Origin of the sequence: Thermoanaerobacter sp. A7A (assembly GCF_000445185.1) — a bacterium.
Taxonomy (GTDB): Bacteria; Bacillota; Thermoanaerobacteria; order Thermoanaerobacterales; family Thermoanaerobacteraceae; genus Thermoanaerobacter.
The window spans coordinates 1-18938 of the sequence record NZ_AVAF01000061.1 but is presented as its reverse complement, the minus strand read 5'-3'; the positions used below and the strand labels follow the sequence as shown (position 1 = coordinate 18938).

Genomic DNA, 18938 nt, shown 5'->3' with positions numbered 1-18938 from the left:
TCTTTAATTTTTTTATATGTCGTTACTTGAAAGGGTGAGTGACCCGCCTCCTACACTTAAATCAAAGTAATAATTTCCACTGCCTCGGAAGGAATATACTTTGATATAATAGGTTCCCGTTTGTGTTGGAATGTATGTTATTGTCTCCTGCCTTTGTGTTCCAGTTGAACTTTTGACAAGAGTACCAGTTGGGTCATAGAGGTATATATCGAAATCAGGGTTATAGTTTGCCCAATCAGGTATTATGAAAGTTATTGCAATAGGATATGATGTGTCTGTCACATTAAATGTCCAAATGTCACTGTAACGAGACCCAGGAAGTGACTCTTTAGCATAATAGTGGTTTGGCACAGATATATTAGTTCCTGTGAAATTTCCAGCTGTTTTAATTGCTTCATATGCATCCAATCTTCCTACACCATAGTCAATGTTTTTGCTTGGAGGACCCCAACTTTTTGCAGTAGTCATTATTATATTTTTTGCATCAAGTGGTGCAAGGTTTATATTTGCACTGAGCATAAGGGCTACTGTACCTGCTACAAAAGGTGTAGCCATGCTTGTACCACTGTATGTCACATAACCATTTATAGAATTTGCTTTTGCGGCAGTTATATTATATCCGGGTGCTGCAATGTCAGGTTTTATCCTTCCGTCAGCTGTGGGACCACGGCTGGAGAAGCTTGCAAGGTTAAAGCCAAGTTCCCCTACATCCGCCATTGCTGCAACGGTTATGGCTTTTTCTGCTGCACCAGGTGATCCTATGGTGTATCTCGCAGGACCTGAATTTCCAGCTGCAACTACTACTACAATTCCGCTATCTACGGCTCCGTTTACTGCCAGTGAGGTAGAGTCAGTTCCATCAGAACTTGTGGAAGTTCCGAGGCTTAAATTTATAACTTTGATTCCGTATATGTCTTTGTTTTGAACAGCCCAGTCAATTCCTGCGGTTACAGTGCTCATAGTTCCGCTTCCGTTTGAATCTAATACTTTTATCCCTACTAAAGCAGCACCAGGAGCAACACCTTTATAAAGGTTGTTCCCTGTCCCAGTACCTGCCGCAATACTTGCTACATGAGTTCCGTGTCCATTATCATCGTAGGGGGTAGATTTGCCGTTTACAAAATCTTGCCATCCTATTACTTTGCCACCAGCGAGGTCAACATGGGAGCCATCAATACCGGTATCAATAACTGCTATTACTATATCATTCTTGGAATAAGAAGAAGCATTACCGTCTCTATCACCAGTTACACCAAAATCACTTCTCGCTTTTGTAACCCCAAACCATTTTGTTGCAGTGTCTAATGTGGCATATACAGGCTCGTCATACTCAATTTGCTTTACTATATCCAATTTTGACAAAGCGTTTATTTGTCCTTTAGTTAAGGTAGCAGCAATTCCTGGAATAATTTTGTATTTATGCTTTATATTAAACTTTCCAATGGATTTAGAAATATTTAATAGTTCGTTATCATCTATGTTTTTGTTGAAAATTATTATAACTGGAAATTTTTCACTGTCTGGCTTACCAGCAATTTTTGCTTCTAAGTTGTCAAAAAGTTTATTTTTATTAGAGTCTTGCATCAAAACTTTTTGAATTTGAGGCAAGTAATTTTTTGTTGATGAGTTAATAGGAAAGTTTGTTAGGTTGGGCTGGGCTTGGACTAATACTCCACTTAGCGACATTAAAGCTACAATTAACACAAAGGCCAGTAAAGCTTTTAATGTTTGTCGGCTCTTCATTTTTTCTTACCTCCTTAAAAATTTAATATTTTTTAAAATTTAAGTCAGCCCTTCTAGTCGCTAAGTGAAACTGTTTCTTTCTTCTATTCATCATCTCCTTTCTGTAAGATTTATTTTCTATAATAAAACTCAAGCAATTTTTATGCCAATTTACTGTATATAGACAAAATTAATAAAAGTTTTTAATGTGTATAATTTTTTATACACATTTTTGATACACAAAATAATGCATAAAACACATACATTTAGAAATTAGTATAAATTTAACGAATTATGTAGAAAAAATCTTTTTTAAAAATAGAAGGAAAATTCATATTTATGTCGAAATAGTAATATAGGAAAATTAAATAAATTTTTGTTGAAAAAGGCAAACTCGTCGAAAGGCGGGGACGCAAAGCCACGGGTCTAAAGCGATAGTTTTGCTATGATAGCCGGGCTGCCAACATTTATATATAACCTCCTGCCTTTTGACAGGAGGTTTATTAATTGAGGGAGTGATGTTTTATATGACTAATAAAGAAAAAATTTACAATTTCATTATAGAAAAGAGTAAGGAATTTAATCTTCAGGATTTTTTGATAAATAGAAAAGGTGGGGTCACTACAGAAGAAATAGCGCAATTGCTAAAAATAGCTCGACCCAATGTGTCTTTTATTTTAAATCATCTTGTAAGAGAAGGGAAAATAGTTAAAATTATTTCAAAACCTGTGTATTATATTGAAAAAAATAGATTAGCTCATTTTTTAGGGAATAAGGTTAAGGAAGAGATACTTCTAAAAGATTTAATTGATTTTTTAGATTTGGGAAAAGAAAAAGAATGTGCTTTTGAAAATATAATAGGACATGATGGCAGCCTCAAAGGGCAAATAGAACAGGCCAAAGCGGCTGTATTGTATCCTCCTTATGGACTTCATACTCTTATCATAGGACCGCCGGGTTCTGGTAAATCTTTTTTCGCAGAGATGATGCACAAATTTAGTCTTCAAAATGGTAGGGTAGGACCTCTTGAAGTGTTAAACTGTGCGGATTACTATAACAATCCTCAACTTCTTATGTCTTATTTGTTTGGACATGTTAAAGGAGCCTATACTGGAGCTGATGTAGATAAGATAGGTTTAGTAGAGAAAGCTGATAAAGGGATATTATTCCTTGACGAGGTTCACAGATTACCTCCTGAAGGTCAAGAGATGTTATTTTACCTTATGGACAAGGGAGTATATCGAAAATTGGGGGATACTGTGGAAAGAAATGCTAACTTAATGATTGTAGCAGCTACTACAGAGAGACCTGATTCATTTCTTTTAAAGACTTTTATGAGACGAATACCAGTTATCATTCAATTGCCATCTTTTGAGGAAAGGCCTCTAAACGAGAAAATTGAGATAATTGTTTACCTTTTTAGAGAAGAAGCCAAACGGCTCAACTTAAATATTGTTGTACATCCAGAAGTAATTTCTTTGCTTTTGTCTTTGCAATATGAAGGAAATATTGGGGAATTGAAATCCCTCCTTCAATTAATTTGCTCTAAAGCTTTTTTAATTAATTACGGAACAAAGAGGAATTTTTTAAAAATTGATCTTACTTTGTTACCTCAGAATTATTTAAAACTAGGGCTAAATGATAGAGTAGTTTTTGATAAATTTTTAATCATTTCTCCTGAAAAAGAAAAGAAAATAGATAGATATGATTTTTATGAATTTATCGCTATGAAATATCATGAATTAAAAGAAAGGGGAATTAAGGGGATGTTACTTGAAAAGGGAATAATCGATTGTATTAATAACTTTTTAGAAAGCATTTTGGAGGATAATTTTAGAAAAAATGGGAATTTTCCATAGATTAGTATATCTAAGAATATATCACTATAATATATCATCACGGAGATATTTTTAATTAATGGTGGATTATCGGGAAATACGAAGGATGACAATATTAATAGAAGAGTTTATAATTGTAATCGAATTAACTCCTGCTATTGCGCAACAATCACTGGTTTGCAATATAGGAAGGCAGAAGCCTTCCTATATTGCATATATTTTACATTATAAAATTTTACTTTTGTAAAAGAATAAGAATAGCATTAAAAATAGGAGCTGATTATATGGTATATATATTTGTAGGAGGAAGTTCAGAAAAAAGTTCAATTATAAAATTTTTATCCTACTGTGTACATTCTAAAGAAACAGTGGTAGAAGAGTTAAAGAATTATAAAGAGAAAGCAGATATTTTAATTATCTCTGATATTCTGCGAGAGGAGGATTTTCACAAGTTAAAAAATTATATTCATAGTTTTCCAAGTAGTATTATGATAACAAATGCAGATGATGAGCTATCAAATAAACTCTTTGCACAGGGAATAAATTCTACCCTTATAACATGCGGTTTAAATCCAAAATCTTCCATTACTGCTTCTTCAATATCTTATGAAGATGAAGGTTATGAATTTAATTATTGCGTACAAAGGTCTTTTTTTAATTTAAAAGGCAGATTGATAGAGCCATTGGAAATACCTGTTGAAATAAAAGTTCCTGGACAGTATAATATATATAACTCATTATTTGTAATAACTGTATTATTAATTTTAGGGTATGAAATTAAAGATATACAAAATGTGGTTAAAACCTTTGAGAATAGTGGGCGGTGATAAATTTTTTAAAGATAATTTTAACGATTACTTTTGCCACCTGTCATAAATGCTTTCTAATTTTAATATATATTTTTAGAAGGACACATAAGGGGAAGGGGAGAGTGAACACATGGCAGGCAACTTTTTGGAGAACAATGTAGTTGTAGTGGTAGGGAAAATTTTTACTGATTTAGAGTACAGTCATGAACTATATGGAGAAGAATTTTTTAATTTTATTTTGGAAGTTCCAAGATTGAGTGAAACGAAAGATTATCTTCCTGTTACTATTTCTAACCGTTTATTTGAAGGTATGAATTTACAGGTAGGTACCAGGGTAAAGATTGAAGGGCAATTGAGGTCATACAATAGAAAATCTCCAGAAGAAGGGAAAAATAAGTTGATTTTGACCATATTTGCTCGAGACATAAGGGTATTGTCGGAAGATGAAGTAGTAAAAAATCCGAATGAAATTTTTTTGGATGGCTTTATTTGTAAAAAACCAGTTTATAGAACTACTCCCTTTGGGAGAGAGATAACTGATTTATTAATTGCGGTAAATAGGCCTTATAACAAATCTGATTACATACCTGTCATAGCGTGGGGAAGAAATGCAAGGTTTTCTGAAAAGTTAGAAATAGGAGATCGTATACGTTTATGGGGAAGAGTGCAGAGTAGGGAATACCAAAAAAAACTGGGCGATGAAGTGGTTACAAAGGTCGCTTATGAGGTTTCTATTACGAGGATGGAAGTGGTTGAAAAAGAATTACAAAAGAGTTAGAATGGAAATAACAGAGGACACAAGGGGGAATGAGTTTTGGAGAGAGGACTTATACAAGTTTATACTGGAGATGGCAAAGGAAAGACGACGGCTTCTATTGGACTTGGCATAAGAGCGGTGGGAAGAGGCTTTAAAGTTTATATGGTACAATTTCTGAAAGGCACGGATACAGGGGAGTTGCATACACTTAAGAATATTGAAAATTTCAAGGTTTTTAGATTTCAATCAACAGAAAAGTTTTTTTGGAGTTTAAATGAAGAGGAAAAGAAGATTCTTGCTGAGGATATGAAAAAAGCCTATGAATTTGTTGTAGATGTCCTTCAAAACAAAAAGTGCGATATTTTAATTTTAGATGAGATAATGGCGGCAATACATAGTAAAATGTACACAGTGGAAGATGTGTTAAAGTTAATAGATATGAAACCGCCGGAGATGGAATTGGTTTTGACAGGAAGGAGCGCTCCTCAGGAGATAATTGAAAGAGCAGATTTGGTTACAGAGATGAAAGCAATTAAGCATCCTTTTGAAAAAGGAATACCAGCGAGATACGGAATAGAATACTAAAACACCCGAAAAATCGGGTGTTTTATTTAACCTCTTAAGTCTTCCATGAGTTTTGTTTTTTCACGGGTTTTGTCATCTACTATTTTTACAATCTTTGCTGGAACTCCTGCAACTACTGTGTTAGGTGGTACATCTTCTGTCACAACTGATCCTGCTGCTACAACAGCTCCATGACCTACTCTTACTCCTTCTAATATAACTGCGTTTGCCCCGACAAGTACGTTATCTTCAAGCACAACTGGTACACTGCTGGGGGGTTCTAATACCCCGGCTATAACAGCTCCAGCTCCTACATGGACGTTTTTGCCTATAATTCCTCTGGCGCCTATTACTGCGTTCATGTCTATCATAGAATTTTCACCAATTTCTGCACCTATATTTATCACTGCCCCCATCATTATCACAGCGTTTTTGCCTATTTTGACTTTATCTCTAATTATTGCACCGGGTTCTATTCTCGCGTCAAGATGCTTAATATCCAGTAAAGGAATTGCAGAGTTTCTGCGATCATACTCTAAGCGATAATGTTTTATTTTATCTTCGTTTGCTTCAATCAATTTTTCAACGACATCTAGTTCTCCAAAGACGATTTTAAAGTTATCACAGCCATATACTTCTAATTCTTCGGTTTCTTCAATCTCTATATTCCCTTGTATGTAAGCTCTAACGGGCGTTGACTTTTTTGCCTCTTTAATGTATCTTGCAATTTCATAAGGGTTTGTCAAGTTATCATTTGTGCTCAAAATTATCATCCTTTCTTCACAAGGTCTTCCATTGTATATAAGCCAGGTTTTTGATTTATTATGAATTTTGCAGCTTGTAGGGCGCCATAGCCAAAAATTTCACGGGATTGGGCAGAGTGACTTATGGTGATTACTTCATCGTGACCAGCAAAAATTACTTGGTGTTCACCCACAATTGTGCCGCCCCTTACTGCATGTATCCCTAATTCATTCGGTTTTCTCTGTTCAGTTTTAGTATGGCGTCCATACACGTATTCCTTTTTGTCATTTAGTACTTGGTTTATGCTATCTGCAATCATTAACGCAGTACCACTTGGAGCGTCTTTTTTCATGTTATGATGTTTTTCTATTATTTCAATATCAAAATCTTGTTGCAATATTTTTGCAGCTTCTTTTACAAGGTTTATAAGTATATTTACTCCAAGGGACATATTTGCAGATTTGAAAATTGGTATTTCTTTTGATGCATCTTTTATGACATTTAATTCTTCTTCACTGAGTCCTGTTGTGGCAATGACTACAGGAAGTTTCTTTTGTAGAGCGGCTTTTACTAAATTAGGTACAGCTTCATGGTATGAAAAGTCAATTACTACATCCGCTTCTTCTTTTACATCTTTTAAATCGCTGTAAACAGGAAAGTCAAGAGGAGAGATGTTTTTATCTACTCCTGCCACTATTTTAAAATCGGGACTTTCTGCTGCTAACTTTGCTACGACTTTTCCCATTTTTCCGTTACAGCCGTGAATTATTATTCTAATCATTAATTTGCCTCCTTCAATAAACCGTATTTTGAAAGAACAGATTTCAGATATTCTAAGTTTTTATCGCTCATTTCAACAAGTGGGAGGCGTAGGGGTCCTACGTTGAATCCCATTAAGTTCATAGCAGTTTTTACAGGAATAGGGTTTGTTTCTATAAAGAGGGCTTTATTTAGAGGATTAAGTTCTAACTGCATGTCTCTTGCCTTTTCAATATCTCCATTTAAATAAGCGGTTGTCATTTCATGTATTTTTGCCGGGATTATATTTGCCGTGACGGATATTACCCCAAGGCCACCTAAAGACATTATTGGTATTACTTGGTCGTCATTTCCTGAGTATATTTCAAAGGATTTACCCATGATGCGGGCAATTTCGGCTACCTGTACGATGTCACCACTGGCTTCTTTTACACCTACTACATTATCTACGTGTTTGCTCAATTCGAGATAAGTTTCTGGCAACATATTGAGAGATGTCCTGCTGGGGACATTATAAATAATAATAGGTATGTCTACGTGTCTTGCTATTTCAGTAAAATGAGCCACTAATCCCTTTTGTGTTGTTTTGTTGTAATAGGGTGTTATAACTAAAAGAGCATCAGCACCTGCAGATTGAGCATATTCACTCATTTCAACAGCATGGGCTGTGTTGTTAGAACCGGTTCCTGCAATTACTGGTATTCTTCCAGCCACTTTTTCGACTGTAAATTTAATTGCCGCTTGTTGCTCTTCTTGTGTCATTGTAGAGGCTTCACCAGTGGTACCACATATGATGATAGCATCAGTTCCTTCTTTGATATGCCATTCAATAAGCTCGCCAAGTTTTTCAAAATTTACGCCCTCTTCGTTAAATGGAGTAACAATAGCGACACCTGACCCTTTAAAAACAGGCATAATTATTCTCCTTTCACATATTTTTAATTAAAAGTTCTGCTATTTGAACGGCATTTGTTGCCGCTCCTTTTCTTATGTTGTCGGCTACAATCCACATGTTAAGACCGCTGTAAACTGTCTCATCTCTTCTTATTCTACCTACAAAAACTTCATCTTTTCCTGTAGCATAAGTTGCAAGAGGATAAATATTATTTTGAGGATCGTCTTGTACAACAACTCCCGGGGCATGTTTTAAGACTTCTATTAGTTCTTCCATTTCATAAGGCCTTGCAAATTCTACATTGACAGATTCGCTGTGAGAGTTTGCAACAGGGACTCTTACTGTTGTTGGAGATACCTTTATTGAACTATCTCCCATGATCTTCTTGGTTTCGTTTATCATCTTTAATTCTTCCTTTGTGTATCCGTTTGGTGCGAAAGAATCAATGTGAGGAATACAGTTGTTTGCAATAGGATGAGGGAATACTTGGCATGGTTCTCCTCTTAAACTTCTTTCAAGGTCATCTACACCTTTTTTACCTGCTCCAGACACTGCTTGATAGGTAGATACCACTATTCTTTTTATTTTATATTTGTCGTGAAGAGGCTTTAAAGGAACTACCATTTGAATGGTAGAGCAATTGGGATTTGCTATTATTCCTTTGTGCCATGAAATGTCTTGAGGATTTACTTCAGGGACAACCAAAGGTACATTTTCATCCATTCTCCAAGCGCTGGAATTGTCAATTACGACTACGCCATGAGAAGCAGCTATTGGAGCGAATTGTTTGCTTATAGTTGCACCAGCAGAAAAAAGAGCGATTTGAACGTCTCTTTTAAAACTTTCTTCAGTAAGTTCTTCTACAATGTATTCATTACCTCTAAATGTGATTTTTTGACCTGCAGATTTTGACGAAGCAAATAAATAAAGTTTGTCAACTGGGAAATTTCTATCTTCCATTACTTTAAGAAAAGTCCTACCTACCATTCCGGTAGCTCCTACAATTGCTACATTAACTCCCATTATTATCCTCCTCTAAAGTTCTAAAATTATGACAATATTTCAATTATACTGCATTAAAGCAGGTTTATTTAATTTAAAATATATCATTATTATTATATGAAGTCAATAAAATAAGGATTACAGATGAACAAAAAGCCTAAAAAGTAATTTTTTACTTTTTAGGCTTTGCAGTTTTTTCAAGAGATTTTATATCTTGTAGAAGTACTTCTGCCTTTATTTTAGTTAAAACTTTATTTTGAGATTTTATCGCTTTTTGTAACTCAGTAACTCCTGCCTCAAATTTGTCAGCTGAATTTTTTGCTTCTTTAGGAAGTTTTGGCTTTAAAGTTTGCCACACAGAATTTATATCTATCAAATCTTTTGAAATTTCTTCCCATTTTTGCACTTCACTTTTAAAAGCGATATCTTGAGCGTAAAATTTTAATCTTTTTATGTCAGTAGGCGCCTCTGTTTGAAAAAGGTCTTCTAGATCAGGAATATATTTATACACATTATTTGCATATATTAAAACATCAATTTTTGATTTTTTATTTGCCATAATAGTAAGGTCATTTATAGCGGCACTCATACTGTTTATTAGATTTAATTTTGCTCCTTCTTTAGTAACTAAAGGAGTTAATGAGTTCCAATCTGTATGAATATCTTTTATTGCTTTGTTAATTTCTTCCCAAGATTTATCTTCAGGAGTTTTCTTTGGTGATTTTTTATCCTCTTCCTTTTTATCTTTTTTTTCTTTATCACTTTGTTTTTCCTGATCACTTTGTGGTTTTTCCTTTATTTTCTGTGCTTCTTTTATTATTTTTTCTATATTTTTTTCTATTTTAGATAGTTCTTTTGGTACTTCTGTTTTTTGACTTGTTTGAGGCTTTTTTTGAGGTTTATTTTGTTGTTTATTTTTACAGCCTGATAAGTTGAATAAAAGTAAGAAAATAAAGATGGCACATACTATTTTAGAGTATTTTCTCATACTATCACCTCAAAAATAGTATGTCCATCATAAATCTTAGTATGCTACTTATGCTTCTTTTTCTATTAATTGGTCTTTGTACTGCAACATATATAAGTTATAATACAGACCTTTCTTTTGCAAAAGCTCGTTGTGAGTACCCATTTCTCTTATGCGTCCCTTGTGAAGTACAATTATTTTATCTGCATGCTGTATTGTAGATAGTCTATGGGCTATTACAAGGGTAGTACGGCCTTTTGTTAGTTTTTTTAATGCATCTTGTATAAGCCTTTCTGTTTCTGTATCAATATTCGCTGTTGCTTCATCTAATACTAATATTTTTGGATTAAAAGCTAAAGCTCTTGCAAAGGCTAAAAGCTGTCTCTGACCGGCTGACAAAGTAGAGCCTCTTTCGGTTACTTTTGACTCATAGCCTTCTGGAAGTTTTTTTATAAAGTGATGAGCATTTACATATTTTGCTACCATGTAAATATCGTTGTCTGTTATGTTTTTGTTGTTTAGTCTTATGTTTGATTTAATATCTCCCGTAAAAAGAAAGACATCTTGTAATACAACACCTATATGTTTTCTCAAATCTTGTTGCCTTACTTTTCTTATGTCAATTCCGTCAATTAAAATTTCTCCTTTTTGTATGTCATAAAATCGACTTAAAAGGCTTATTATAGAGCTTTTTCCTGCGCCAGTTGCCCCTACAAAAGCTACTGTCTCGCCAGGATTGACCACAAAACTTACATCTTTTAATACCCAGTCTTTTCCGTTGTAAGAAAACCAAACATTTTTAAATTCTATTTTCCCTTGGATGTCTTCTAAAGGAATAGGTTCTTTAGGGTCCTTTATTTGTTCTTTTGTATCTAAAAGTATAAAAATTCTTTCTGCTGAAGCCATTGCCGATTGAAGTATGTCATATTTTTCTGATATGTCGAAAATTGGCTGAAATAGTTGTTGTAAATAATTTACAAAAGCGTAAAGTACGCCAAATTCAACTTTGTGAGATATTATGTCTTTCCCACCATACCAGATTAAAAGAGCCAAAGTTAAAGAATATATTACGTCCATAGAAGGACGAAATATTGCAAAAATTGTAAGCTGCCTCATGTTAGCGTCATAATAGTCTTTATTTATTTTTTCAAATTCTTTACTTTTTTTATGTTCTGTTACGAAAAGTTGTACAATTTTCATTCCACTTATGTGTTCTGAAAGAAAAGCATTTATTCTGGCAAGGCGAACTCTTACAAGTCTATAGGCTTGTGAAGCCAGTTTTCTGTATATGTACATTCCTACAATAATTAACGGAGTAGTTGAGAGGCTGATTAATGCAAGTTTTACATTATAACTTACCATAGCAATGATTATTCCAAATATTATAAAAATGTCATTAAAAAGATTTGCTATGACACTTGTGTACATTTCATTTAAAGTGTCGGTGTCGTTTGTAACACGGGTCACCAATCTTCCTACAGGGTTTTTATCAAAAAATGATAATGATAAACTCTGTAGATGTTCAAATATTTGTTGCCTTAAGTTAAAGATTATTTTTTGTCCTGTGTACTGAATCAAATAAATCTGTCCATAATTTATGATAAAGGCTACAGTTATGATTATTAGATACAAAATTCCTATATGGGTAACGCCATTTATTGCTTCTGCTTTAGGAATGTTAGGGTTATTTATATAGTTATCAATAGCTTTTTGGACGAGGTATGGTCGTAGAAGGTTTGATGCTGTTACTAAAAGTATACTTACAGCTGCTATAAAAATGTACAACCAGTAAGGTTTAGCATATGTCAAAAGTCTTTTCATTATTTTAATGTCAAAAGGTTTTGCCATTACTTCTTCTTGTTGGTATTCCATTTTATCACCGCCTTAAACTTCTTTTAATATTGCATCTTCCAATTGTTGTTTTTCATAAATACTGTTATAAAGACCTTTTAGCTTAATAAGTTCCTCATGGGTTCCCCTTTCAACTATTTCCCCATTATCTAATACTATGATTTCATCAGCGTTTTTTATAGTAGAGATTCTATGAGAGACGATTATAGTTGTTCTATTTTTCATATATTTACGTAAATTGCTTAATATGGTTTCTTCTGTGTTTGTATCTACAGCAGAGAGACTATCGTCTAAAATAAGGATTTTTGGTTCTTTTATTAAAGCTCTTGCGATAGCTATCCTTTGCTTTTGACCGCCTGAGAGAGTTACTCCTCTTTCGCCTACAATTGTTTGATATTGCTGTGGAAAGTCCATTATATCTTTGTGGACATCTGCTATTGTGGCAAATTGTTGTATTTTTTCTAGGGGTTCTTCATTGACAAAGGCTATATTATTGGCTATAGTATCTGAAAATATAAAGTTGTCCTGAGGTACAAAACCCATGTTTTGTCTTAGAACTTTTAAAGGTATTTCGTTGATGTCATGCCCATCAATAAATATGGTATCTTGCGGTACTTTATAAAGTCTTGCAAGTAAATTTACAAGAGTGCTTTTACCACTGCCGGTTTTACCTATTATAGCCAGAGTTTTTCCCTTTGGAAGACTTATGTTTATATTTTTTAAAACAGGAGGTAGGCCTTTTTTATAAGAAAATGAGAGATTTTTTATTTCTATATTTCCTTCAATTAGTGTAATATTTGGATCTGCATAGTTATCGGTTATTTCTGGTACTTCACTGAAAATTTTATTAAGCCTTTCCATAGAAGCAGAACCTCTTTGAAAAATATTTATCACCCAGCCAAAAGCCATCATAGGCCAGATGAGCATTCCAAGGTAACTGGTAAATGCTACAAAATCACCCAAAGTGATTATCCCTTTTATTACTTGTATTCCACCGTAAAGCAAAGCTATTGTAAAACTTAATGCTGCTAAAAATTGAACAGTAGGGTCAAATAATCCCCAGATTTTAATCATGTTCATATTTGTTTTAAAATTTCTTAAATTTTCTCCTCTAAAGTTTTCTATTTCTTCTTTTTCTTGAACAAAGGCTTTAATAACTCTGATACCGGATATGCTTTCTTGAACTTTATCTGTTAAAGAGGAAAAAGCTTCTTGAACTTTTAAAAATCTTGAGTGAATGAGTTTGCCAAAGCGAGTGACTACCAATGCGATAATAGGTAAAGGCAGAAGTGCTAATATAGTCAATTTTGGATCGATAGTAAAAATCATTATGATTATTATGGATATGCCTAAAAATAATGCATCTACAGACATTACAATTCCAGGTCCTACTGCCATTCTGACGGCGTTTATGTCATTGGTGGCATGAGCCATTAAATCACCTGTTTTGTGTTCATTGTAATATTGTGGCGAAAGTTCAAGAAACTTAGCAAAAAGTTGTTCCCTTAGTTCTTTTTCCAAAAGCCTTGACATCCCCATTATTTTCATACGCCAAATAAATCTAAAAGCAAATACCAAAATAGCTATACCTATTATCCAAAACGAATACGTTAATAGTACTTTTGGAGTTAAATCTTTACTTTTAAATAAATCAGTTACTGAACCTAGTAAATGGGGAACTATCATTTGAAGCAAGTCTACTGCTAATAAAAAAATTATACCTATTATGTAATCCCACTTGTGCTTTTTTATAAATGGAATAACTATTGTAAAACTTTTCATAAAATCCCCCCTGAAACTACAGACAGGCATAATTATTTTTGGATATAATATAATTATAACGTAAACATTTAAAATTTCAAAAAAGGAAGGAGGTGTTAAAATGTGGAATTATAAACTCAAAAAAATATCTGTTTTGTCAGTTTTTAAATTTACTTTGATTTACGGGATTGTGATAGGCCTAATTCTGGGACTCATTGGTGGTTTATTTGGTGGACTTTTTGCAAACAGCTTTGGAGCTTTTGGTGCAGGAATAATTGGTGGCCTCATTGGCGGAATAGTTTATGGCATAATTTTTTCTATAGTTAGTGCTTTTGGAGCATGGCTTTTCAACGTAGTTTCTGGCTGGATTGATGGCATTGACATACTAGTAGAGAAAAAATAGCAAAAAATTATTAAAACTATATTGCACTGTGAAAAAAATGTGATATAATATTTCTTAGTTAAAATTTAATAATAATTTATAGGGAAGGCAAGGGCGTCTTCAAATGGGTATTGGCACCCTATTTGAGTGCGCCCTTAATTTATTAGAGGAGGAAGATTATGGGTAAAAAATATAGCAAAGAGGATGTTTTAAAACTGGCAAATGAGTATGGAGTGGAATATGTACATCTTCAATTCAGTGACATCTTTGGAGTCATGAAAAATGTCTCTATTCCTGTGGAAGAATTAAGTAAGGCTCTTAACAATGAAATCATGTTTGACGGATCTTCAATTGACGGATTTGTGAGAATTGAAGAATCAGACATGTATTTAAGGCCGGACCCTGATACGTTTGTGATCTTCCCGTGGAGGACAAACTCTGGGGTAGAGGCAAGACTCATATGTGATATTTACAATTACGATGGAACTCCCTTTGAAGGAGACCCTCGCTATGTTTTAAAAAGAAATTTAGAAGAGGCAAAGAAATTAGGTTATCAATTTAATGTAGGGCCTGAATGCGAGTTTTATCTCTTTTTGACGGATGAAAAGGGTAATCTTACAACAATAACTCAAGACGATGCAAGTTATTTTGACATGGCACCTGTGGACTTAGGAGAAAGCGCAAGAAAAGAAATGGTATCCACTCTTAAGCAACTAGGGTTTCAAATTGAAGCATCTCATCATGAAGTAGGACCAGGACAACATGAGATAGATTTCAAATATGACGATGCATTAACTACTGCTGACAATGTGATGACTTTTAAAATGGTGGTAAGAATAATTGCTCAAAAACATGGGTTACACGCCACCTTTATGCCAAAACCAGTTTTTGGCATTGCAGGTTCTGGAATGCATATGAACATGTCACTTACAAAAGATGGTAAAAATGCTTTTTATGACCCTTCTGACCCTATAGGGCTAAGTAAAGTATGTTATAACTATATAGGAGGAATTATAAAACATGCAAAAGCTATGACAGCTATTACTAACCCTATTGTTAATTCTTATAAACGCCTAGTTTCAGGCTATGAAGCTCCTGTAAATATTGCTTGGTCTGCAAGAAACAGAAGTCCTTTAATACGAATTCCTGCCAAAAGAGGAGAATCTACAAGAATAGAGCTTAGAAGTCCTGATCCAACCAGCAATCCTTATCTTGCTTTGGCTGTTGCATTGGCAGCAGGATTAGATGGTATAAAGAATAATATAACACCGCCACCACCTGTAAATGCAAATATATACCATATGAATAAAGAAGAATTAGAAAACTTAGGAATTGAAAGACTGCCAGGCTCTTTAGAAGAAGCTTTAAACGAGTTAGAAAAGGATGAAGTTATAAAAGAAGCATTAGGCGATCATGTGTATACAAAATTCTTGGAGGCTAAAAGAGCAGAATGGGATGAGTACAAAATATACGTTACTCAGTGGGAATTAGATCAATATCTTTCTAAATTCTAAGTTAAATTAGAGGTGTCTCGATGAGCCAATGGCGAATTGTTTTAGCAGACAGTAGCGATTTGTCTCGGCAGTTCATAAAGAATGTGTTATTAGCGAATGGACACTTGGTTTATGAAGCGAGAGATGGCGGAAGTGCTATAAGGCTTTGTCGCGCTCTCGCTCCTGATTTAGTTATAGCGGATTTGAATCTTGCCAATATAAATGGTTTTGAAGTTGGACGCATTATAAATGAAGATGATATAGCACCTGTAATTTTGATGACTTCTACTCTTCAAAGAGATTTTCTTGAGGAAATAAGAAAATATTCTGTATTTTCTTATTTATTAAAACCAGTAGACAGAGGGGTACTTTTGTCGACAGTTGAATTTGTCATAGAAAATTACAAAAAGTTTAGGAGCATGAAAGAAGAAATTCAAAAATTAAAGCATGAACTTGAAGCGAGAAAAAAGATTGAAAAAGCAAAAGGGTATATTATGAAAGCTAAAGGATTGAGTGAAGAGGAAGCTTATAAAATTATGAGAAAGATGAGCATGGATTTGTCAATTCCAATGGAAATAATAGCTGAAATGATATTGCAAGAATATAAAGAATAAGAGGCGTGAGACCGCCTCTTTTATTCTTCAAACATGCTTTTTTTTACTATTTTTTTATCTTTTATCATGAATACTCCTTTTGCAATAACAGAATGAATATTTAAATTGCCATCTAATACTACTATATCCCCGTCTGATTTTTCTTTGATACACCCTTTGTTTGGATATAAATTCAACACTTTTGCTACATTTTCTGTTATTATTTTAATTGCCTGTTCTATTGGCAGTATTCCTTCCACTATAACTTCTCTTAAATCGCGGTATAGAGTTTGTGTGCTTCCTACCATAACCTTAACTAATCGCTTATTTTCATCAAATACAGGAATGCTACCATTGCTATCAGAGCTCATAGTAACTTTTTCTATAGGTAATTTGCTTTCTACGATTTTTTTAATTGCTTCTTTTGGAGTTAAAGCAGTTTTTGTATGGGCGTCCGGCTTTATATCAGAAGTAAGGTCAATTACGCCACCCATTTCTATAAATTTTAATCCTTGTTCAAACAAACGTCCTATTCTGTTTATATGAGTAGGAACAAATTGTGTAATAGGTATTTCAGCGTTTTCTACTATTTCAAACAAGGGAGATAATCCTCTTATTCCATCTCCAACATGCAGGTGAACTATTCCAGGTTTACCCCCTAAAAGACCTCCAACTCTTGCTTCTGCAGCAAGTTTTGTCAAATCTTCAATAGTTGGCTGTGCAGACCTGTGATCCGAAATGGCGATTTCTCCAGTACCTATTACTTTGTCGATTAAAACTAAGTCTGACCTTACACTTCCTGTTAAAGTGCGTGTAGGAAGTTCATAAGCACCGGTATATATGTAAGTAGTTATACCTTCTTGCTCCAAAGATCTTGCTTTTGCAAGAAGAGAAGCCATGCTTCTGGTTATTCCATCTGCTCCCAAGAGGCCTACAACTGTAGTTATTCCACCTTTTGTAATATCAGATAGAGTTATTTCAGGTGTCCTTGTGACTGGTCCTCCTTCTCCACCGCCTCCTGCGATGTGGACGTGCTGGTCAATGAAACCTGGAACTATGGTAAAGCCTTGTAAATCTACAATTTCTACATTTCCAAATTCCTTTATAGGTTTTATTTCATCAGCAATTTTTATTATTTTTCCATTGCAGATTAAAATATCTTTTCTACCTAAAGGCTGAGGAGAGTAAACTTCTCCACCTTTTAAAAGTAAAAACATGATCTCACCTCATTTGGTTTCTTTATATTATTTTTTCTTCCAATCTATTATAATACATTTTAAAATTAGAAAGAATTTTTGTCATAATAATGGTATAATAATTGTAGCGATACAATTTTGTGAGGGATGGATATGAATAAAATAACAATTGATAAAAGTAAAAATGTGCCTTTATATATTCAGTTATACAGTCAAATAAAGAGATTTATAGAGAATGGCAGCCTGCCAAGTGGATATAAACTTCCCACTATAAGAAGCCTTGCAAAGGAGTTGGGGGTAAACAATATTACAGTGATAAATGCTTATAAGCTTTTAGAACAAAATGGGTATGTATATACTAAGGTGGGAAGCGGTACTTATGTCTGTGAAGATATAAAAAAAGAGGAGGACCTTGATGAAAGCTTTAAATTAACAGACCAAGGAGAAATTCCATTAAAGAAAGGAATTATAAATTTTGCTTCTTCCTCTTTAAATCCAGAGCTTTTTCCAGTGGAGGATTTTGGCGATTTAATCAATAGAGTATTGAGAAGAGATGGAGGATATGCTTTTGAGTATCAAGACACGAGAGGATATAAACCATTAAGAGAATCTATAAAAGAATTTGTAAAAAAAGATGAAATATTTACTGATGTTGAAAATATACAAGTAATTTCTGGGGGACAGCAAGGTATAGATGTAGTATCAAAAGCGTTAATAAATTTTGAAGATAGCATAATTGTTGAAAGACCCACTTATTCGTGGGCTTTAGCCTCTTTTGAATCGAGAGGAGCAGAGATTTTAGAAGTAGATTTAGAAAAAGATGGAATAAATTTAGAGGAATTGGAGGATAAGTTAAGGAAATTTAAGCCAAAGTTCGTATATACAATACCTAATTTTCATAATCCTACCGGCATTGTATACAGTGAGGAAAAAAAGAAGAAACTGATAGAGTTGGCAGAAAAATATGAAACTTATATTTTAGAAGACGATTTTGCCAGTGATTTAAGCTTTACTGAAGAAAAGATATTGCCACTTAAAGCTTATGATAAATATGACAGAGTCATTTATATAAAAAGCTTCTCAAAAATATACATGCCGGGTTTGAGGTTAGGTTTTATAATTGCTCCAGAAAGGCTAGTAAGCAGTTTCCTAAAAGCAAAATATGTGACAGATTTATCTACTTCAGGTTTGATGCAAAGAGCCTTTGATTTATATCTTAGAGAAAATATTTGGAAAAGCCATATTGGGGAAATAAAACAAGTGATGAAAAGAAGATTTGAGAAGATGGGTAAAGGGCTTCAAACATTAAAAAATTATGCTGAGTTTGAATATCCTAAAGGGGGATTTTACTACTGGTTAAGGCTTAAAAACAATATTTTTGCTAAAAATTTATATTCTAAATGTTTAGAGAGAAATTTACTTATAGTTCCAGGGGATATGTTTTTTGCAATAAAAAAAGAAAACAATTTTATAAGATTAAGTTTTGCCTCTTGTGAGTTGGAGGAGATAGAAAAGGGGATAAATATACTGAAAGAGGTTTTAGAAGGAGAATGTAATGAAAACGGCGTATATCTTCCTATAATATAAAAAAGGCCGTAAGGTGGC

Annotated in this window: 18 protein-coding genes and 1 riboswitch; of the genes, 9 read left to right on the top strand and 9 right to left on the bottom strand. The window is 33.8% G+C overall.

The window, feature by feature from the left end:
- Positions 1-12: 12 nt before the first annotated feature.
- Positions 13-1743, bottom strand: coding sequence for a S8 family serine peptidase (locus tag M663_RS0103970; protein WP_029688008.1), 1731 nt, complete (start codon positions 1741-1743; stop codon positions 13-15).
- Positions 1744-2099: 356 nt separating this feature from the next.
- Positions 2100-2187: riboswitch (cyclic di-GMP riboswitch) on the top strand.
- A 53-nt stretch (positions 2188-2240) separates the two neighbouring features.
- On the opposite strand from M663_RS0103970, the gene M663_RS0103965 reads away from it, so the two are divergent.
- The 5 genes from M663_RS0103965 (at position 2241) to M663_RS0103945 (ending at position 5711) form a co-directional block, all read left to right on the top strand.
- Positions 2241-3581, top strand: coding sequence for a sigma-54-dependent transcriptional regulator (locus M663_RS0103965; RefSeq protein WP_029688007.1), 1341 nt, complete (start codon positions 2241-2243; stop codon positions 3579-3581).
- 85 nt (positions 3582-3666) lie between these two features.
- Positions 3667-3807, top strand: a complete 141-nt coding sequence (locus M663_RS15165; RefSeq protein ID WP_273702619.1) for a hypothetical protein — start codon at positions 3667-3669, stop codon at positions 3805-3807.
- 37 nt (positions 3808-3844) lie between these two features.
- On the top strand, positions 3845-4387 hold the full coding sequence (locus M663_RS0103955; protein WP_029688006.1) for a Mur ligase family protein: 543 nt from the start codon (positions 3845-3847) through the stop codon (positions 4385-4387).
- A gap of 112 nt (positions 4388-4499) precedes the next feature.
- Positions 4500-5147, top strand: a complete 648-nt coding sequence (locus M663_RS0103950) for a single-stranded DNA-binding protein (protein WP_003866982.1) — start codon at positions 4500-4502, stop codon at positions 5145-5147.
- A 36-nt stretch (positions 5148-5183) separates the two neighbouring features.
- The gene (locus tag M663_RS0103945) at positions 5184-5711 is read left to right on the top strand and encodes a cob(I)yrinic acid a,c-diamide adenosyltransferase (RefSeq protein ID WP_003866981.1); all 528 of its coding nucleotides are present in this window, start codon (positions 5184-5186) and stop codon (positions 5709-5711) included.
- A 26-nt stretch (positions 5712-5737) separates the two neighbouring features.
- On the opposite strand, the gene dapD is transcribed toward M663_RS0103945, so the two are convergent.
- The 7 genes from dapD to M663_RS0103910 form a co-directional block, all read right to left on the bottom strand.
- Positions 5738-6463 (bottom strand): 2,3,4,5-tetrahydropyridine-2,6-dicarboxylate N-acetyltransferase, encoded by a 726-nt coding sequence (dapD, locus tag M663_RS0103940; RefSeq protein WP_003866980.1) that lies wholly within the window; start codon positions 6461-6463, stop codon positions 5738-5740.
- Positions 6460-7215 (bottom strand): 4-hydroxy-tetrahydrodipicolinate reductase, encoded by a 756-nt coding sequence (gene dapB / locus M663_RS0103935; protein WP_003866979.1) that lies wholly within the window; start codon positions 7213-7215, stop codon positions 6460-6462. The genes dapD and dapB overlap by 4 nt, the downstream gene beginning before the upstream one ends.
- Positions 7215-8108, bottom strand: coding sequence for a 4-hydroxy-tetrahydrodipicolinate synthase (dapA, locus tag M663_RS0103930; RefSeq protein WP_029688005.1), 894 nt, complete (start codon positions 8106-8108; stop codon positions 7215-7217). Before dapA ends, dapB begins: the two co-directional genes overlap by 1 nt.
- Before the next feature lie 13 nt (positions 8109-8121).
- Complete coding sequence (locus tag M663_RS0103925) at positions 8122-9111, bottom strand: aspartate-semialdehyde dehydrogenase (RefSeq protein WP_029688004.1); 990 nt, start codon at positions 9109-9111, stop codon at positions 8122-8124.
- Between the two features lie 151 nt (positions 9112-9262).
- Positions 9263-10078, bottom strand: coding sequence for a hypothetical protein (locus M663_RS0103920; protein WP_029688003.1), 816 nt, complete (start codon positions 10076-10078; stop codon positions 9263-9265).
- Positions 10079-10126: 48 nt separating this feature from the next.
- On the bottom strand, positions 10127-11929 hold the full coding sequence (locus M663_RS0103915) for an ABC transporter ATP-binding protein (protein ID WP_029688002.1): 1803 nt from the start codon (positions 11927-11929) through the stop codon (positions 10127-10129).
- Positions 11930-11941: 12 nt separating this feature from the next.
- Positions 11942-13690, bottom strand: coding sequence for an ABC transporter ATP-binding protein (locus M663_RS0103910; protein ID WP_029688001.1), 1749 nt, complete (start codon positions 13688-13690; stop codon positions 11942-11944).
- Between the two features lie 100 nt (positions 13691-13790).
- Here M663_RS0103910 and M663_RS0103905 point away from each other — a divergent pair, with 100 nt between their 5' ends.
- From M663_RS0103905 to M663_RS0103895, 3 genes are all read left to right on the top strand, one after another.
- Complete coding sequence (locus M663_RS0103905; protein WP_003870304.1) at positions 13791-14072, top strand: hypothetical protein; 282 nt, start codon at positions 13791-13793, stop codon at positions 14070-14072.
- A 158-nt stretch (positions 14073-14230) separates the two neighbouring features.
- On the top strand, positions 14231-15565 hold the full coding sequence (gene glnA / locus M663_RS0103900) for a type I glutamate--ammonia ligase (protein WP_029688000.1): 1335 nt from the start codon (positions 14231-14233) through the stop codon (positions 15563-15565).
- A gap of 20 nt (positions 15566-15585) precedes the next feature.
- On the top strand, positions 15586-16158 hold the full coding sequence (locus M663_RS0103895) for an ANTAR domain-containing protein (protein ID WP_003870302.1): 573 nt from the start codon (positions 15586-15588) through the stop codon (positions 16156-16158).
- 20 nt (positions 16159-16178) lie between these two features.
- Here the strand turns inward: M663_RS0103895 and iadA are convergent, their stop codons facing one another.
- Positions 16179-17354 (bottom strand): beta-aspartyl-peptidase, encoded by a 1176-nt coding sequence (gene iadA, locus M663_RS0103890; RefSeq protein WP_029687999.1) that lies wholly within the window; start codon positions 17352-17354, stop codon positions 16179-16181.
- Between the two features lie 132 nt (positions 17355-17486).
- Here iadA and M663_RS0103885 point away from each other — a divergent pair, with 132 nt between their 5' ends.
- A complete protein-coding gene (locus M663_RS0103885; RefSeq protein WP_029687998.1) occupies positions 17487-18920 on the top strand; it encodes a PLP-dependent aminotransferase family protein in 1434 nt (477 codons plus the stop codon).
- The last annotated feature ends 18 nt before the right edge of the window (positions 18921-18938 follow it).

Bases quoted from the DNA above. Each gene is read 5' to 3' on its own strand.
- M663_RS0103970 (WP_029688008.1), bottom strand. From the start codon at position 1,743: ATGAAGAGCCGACAAACATTAAAAGCTTTACTGGCCTTTGTGTTAATT.
- M663_RS0103965 (WP_029688007.1), top strand. From the start codon at position 2,241: ATGTTTTATATGACTAATAAAGAAAAAATTTACAATTTCATTATAGAA.
- M663_RS15165 (WP_273702619.1), top strand. From the start codon at position 3,667: ATGACAATATTAATAGAAGAGTTTATAATTGTAATCGAATTAACTCCT.
- M663_RS0103955 (WP_029688006.1), top strand. From the start codon at position 3,845: ATGGTATATATATTTGTAGGAGGAAGTTCAGAAAAAAGTTCAATTATA.
- M663_RS0103950 (WP_003866982.1), top strand. From the start codon at position 4,500: ATGGCAGGCAACTTTTTGGAGAACAATGTAGTTGTAGTGGTAGGGAAA.
- dapD (WP_003866980.1), bottom strand. From the start codon at position 6,463: ATGATAATTTTGAGCACAAATGATAACTTGACAAACCCTTATGAAATT.
- dapB (WP_003866979.1), bottom strand. From the start codon at position 7,215: ATGATTAGAATAATAATTCACGGCTGTAACGGAAAAATGGGAAAAGTC.
- dapA (WP_029688005.1), bottom strand. From the start codon at position 8,108: ATGCCTGTTTTTAAAGGGTCAGGTGTCGCTATTGTTACTCCATTTAAC.
- M663_RS0103925 (WP_029688004.1), bottom strand. From the start codon at position 9,111: ATGGGAGTTAATGTAGCAATTGTAGGAGCTACCGGAATGGTAGGTAGG.
- M663_RS0103920 (WP_029688003.1), bottom strand. From the start codon at position 10,078: ATGAGAAAATACTCTAAAATAGTATGTGCCATCTTTATTTTCTTACTT.
- M663_RS0103915 (WP_029688002.1), bottom strand. From the start codon at position 11,929: ATGGAATACCAACAAGAAGAAGTAATGGCAAAACCTTTTGACATTAAA.
- M663_RS0103910 (WP_029688001.1), bottom strand. From the start codon at position 13,690: ATGAAAAGTTTTACAATAGTTATTCCATTTATAAAAAAGCACAAGTGG.
- M663_RS0103905 (WP_003870304.1), top strand. From the start codon at position 13,791: ATGTGGAATTATAAACTCAAAAAAATATCTGTTTTGTCAGTTTTTAAA.
- glnA (WP_029688000.1), top strand. From the start codon at position 14,231: ATGGGTAAAAAATATAGCAAAGAGGATGTTTTAAAACTGGCAAATGAG.
- M663_RS0103895 (WP_003870302.1), top strand. From the start codon at position 15,586: ATGAGCCAATGGCGAATTGTTTTAGCAGACAGTAGCGATTTGTCTCGG.
- iadA (WP_029687999.1), bottom strand. From the start codon at position 17,354: ATGTTTTTACTTTTAAAAGGTGGAGAAGTTTACTCTCCTCAGCCTTTA.
- M663_RS0103885 (WP_029687998.1), top strand. From the start codon at position 17,487: ATGAATAAAATAACAATTGATAAAAGTAAAAATGTGCCTTTATATATT.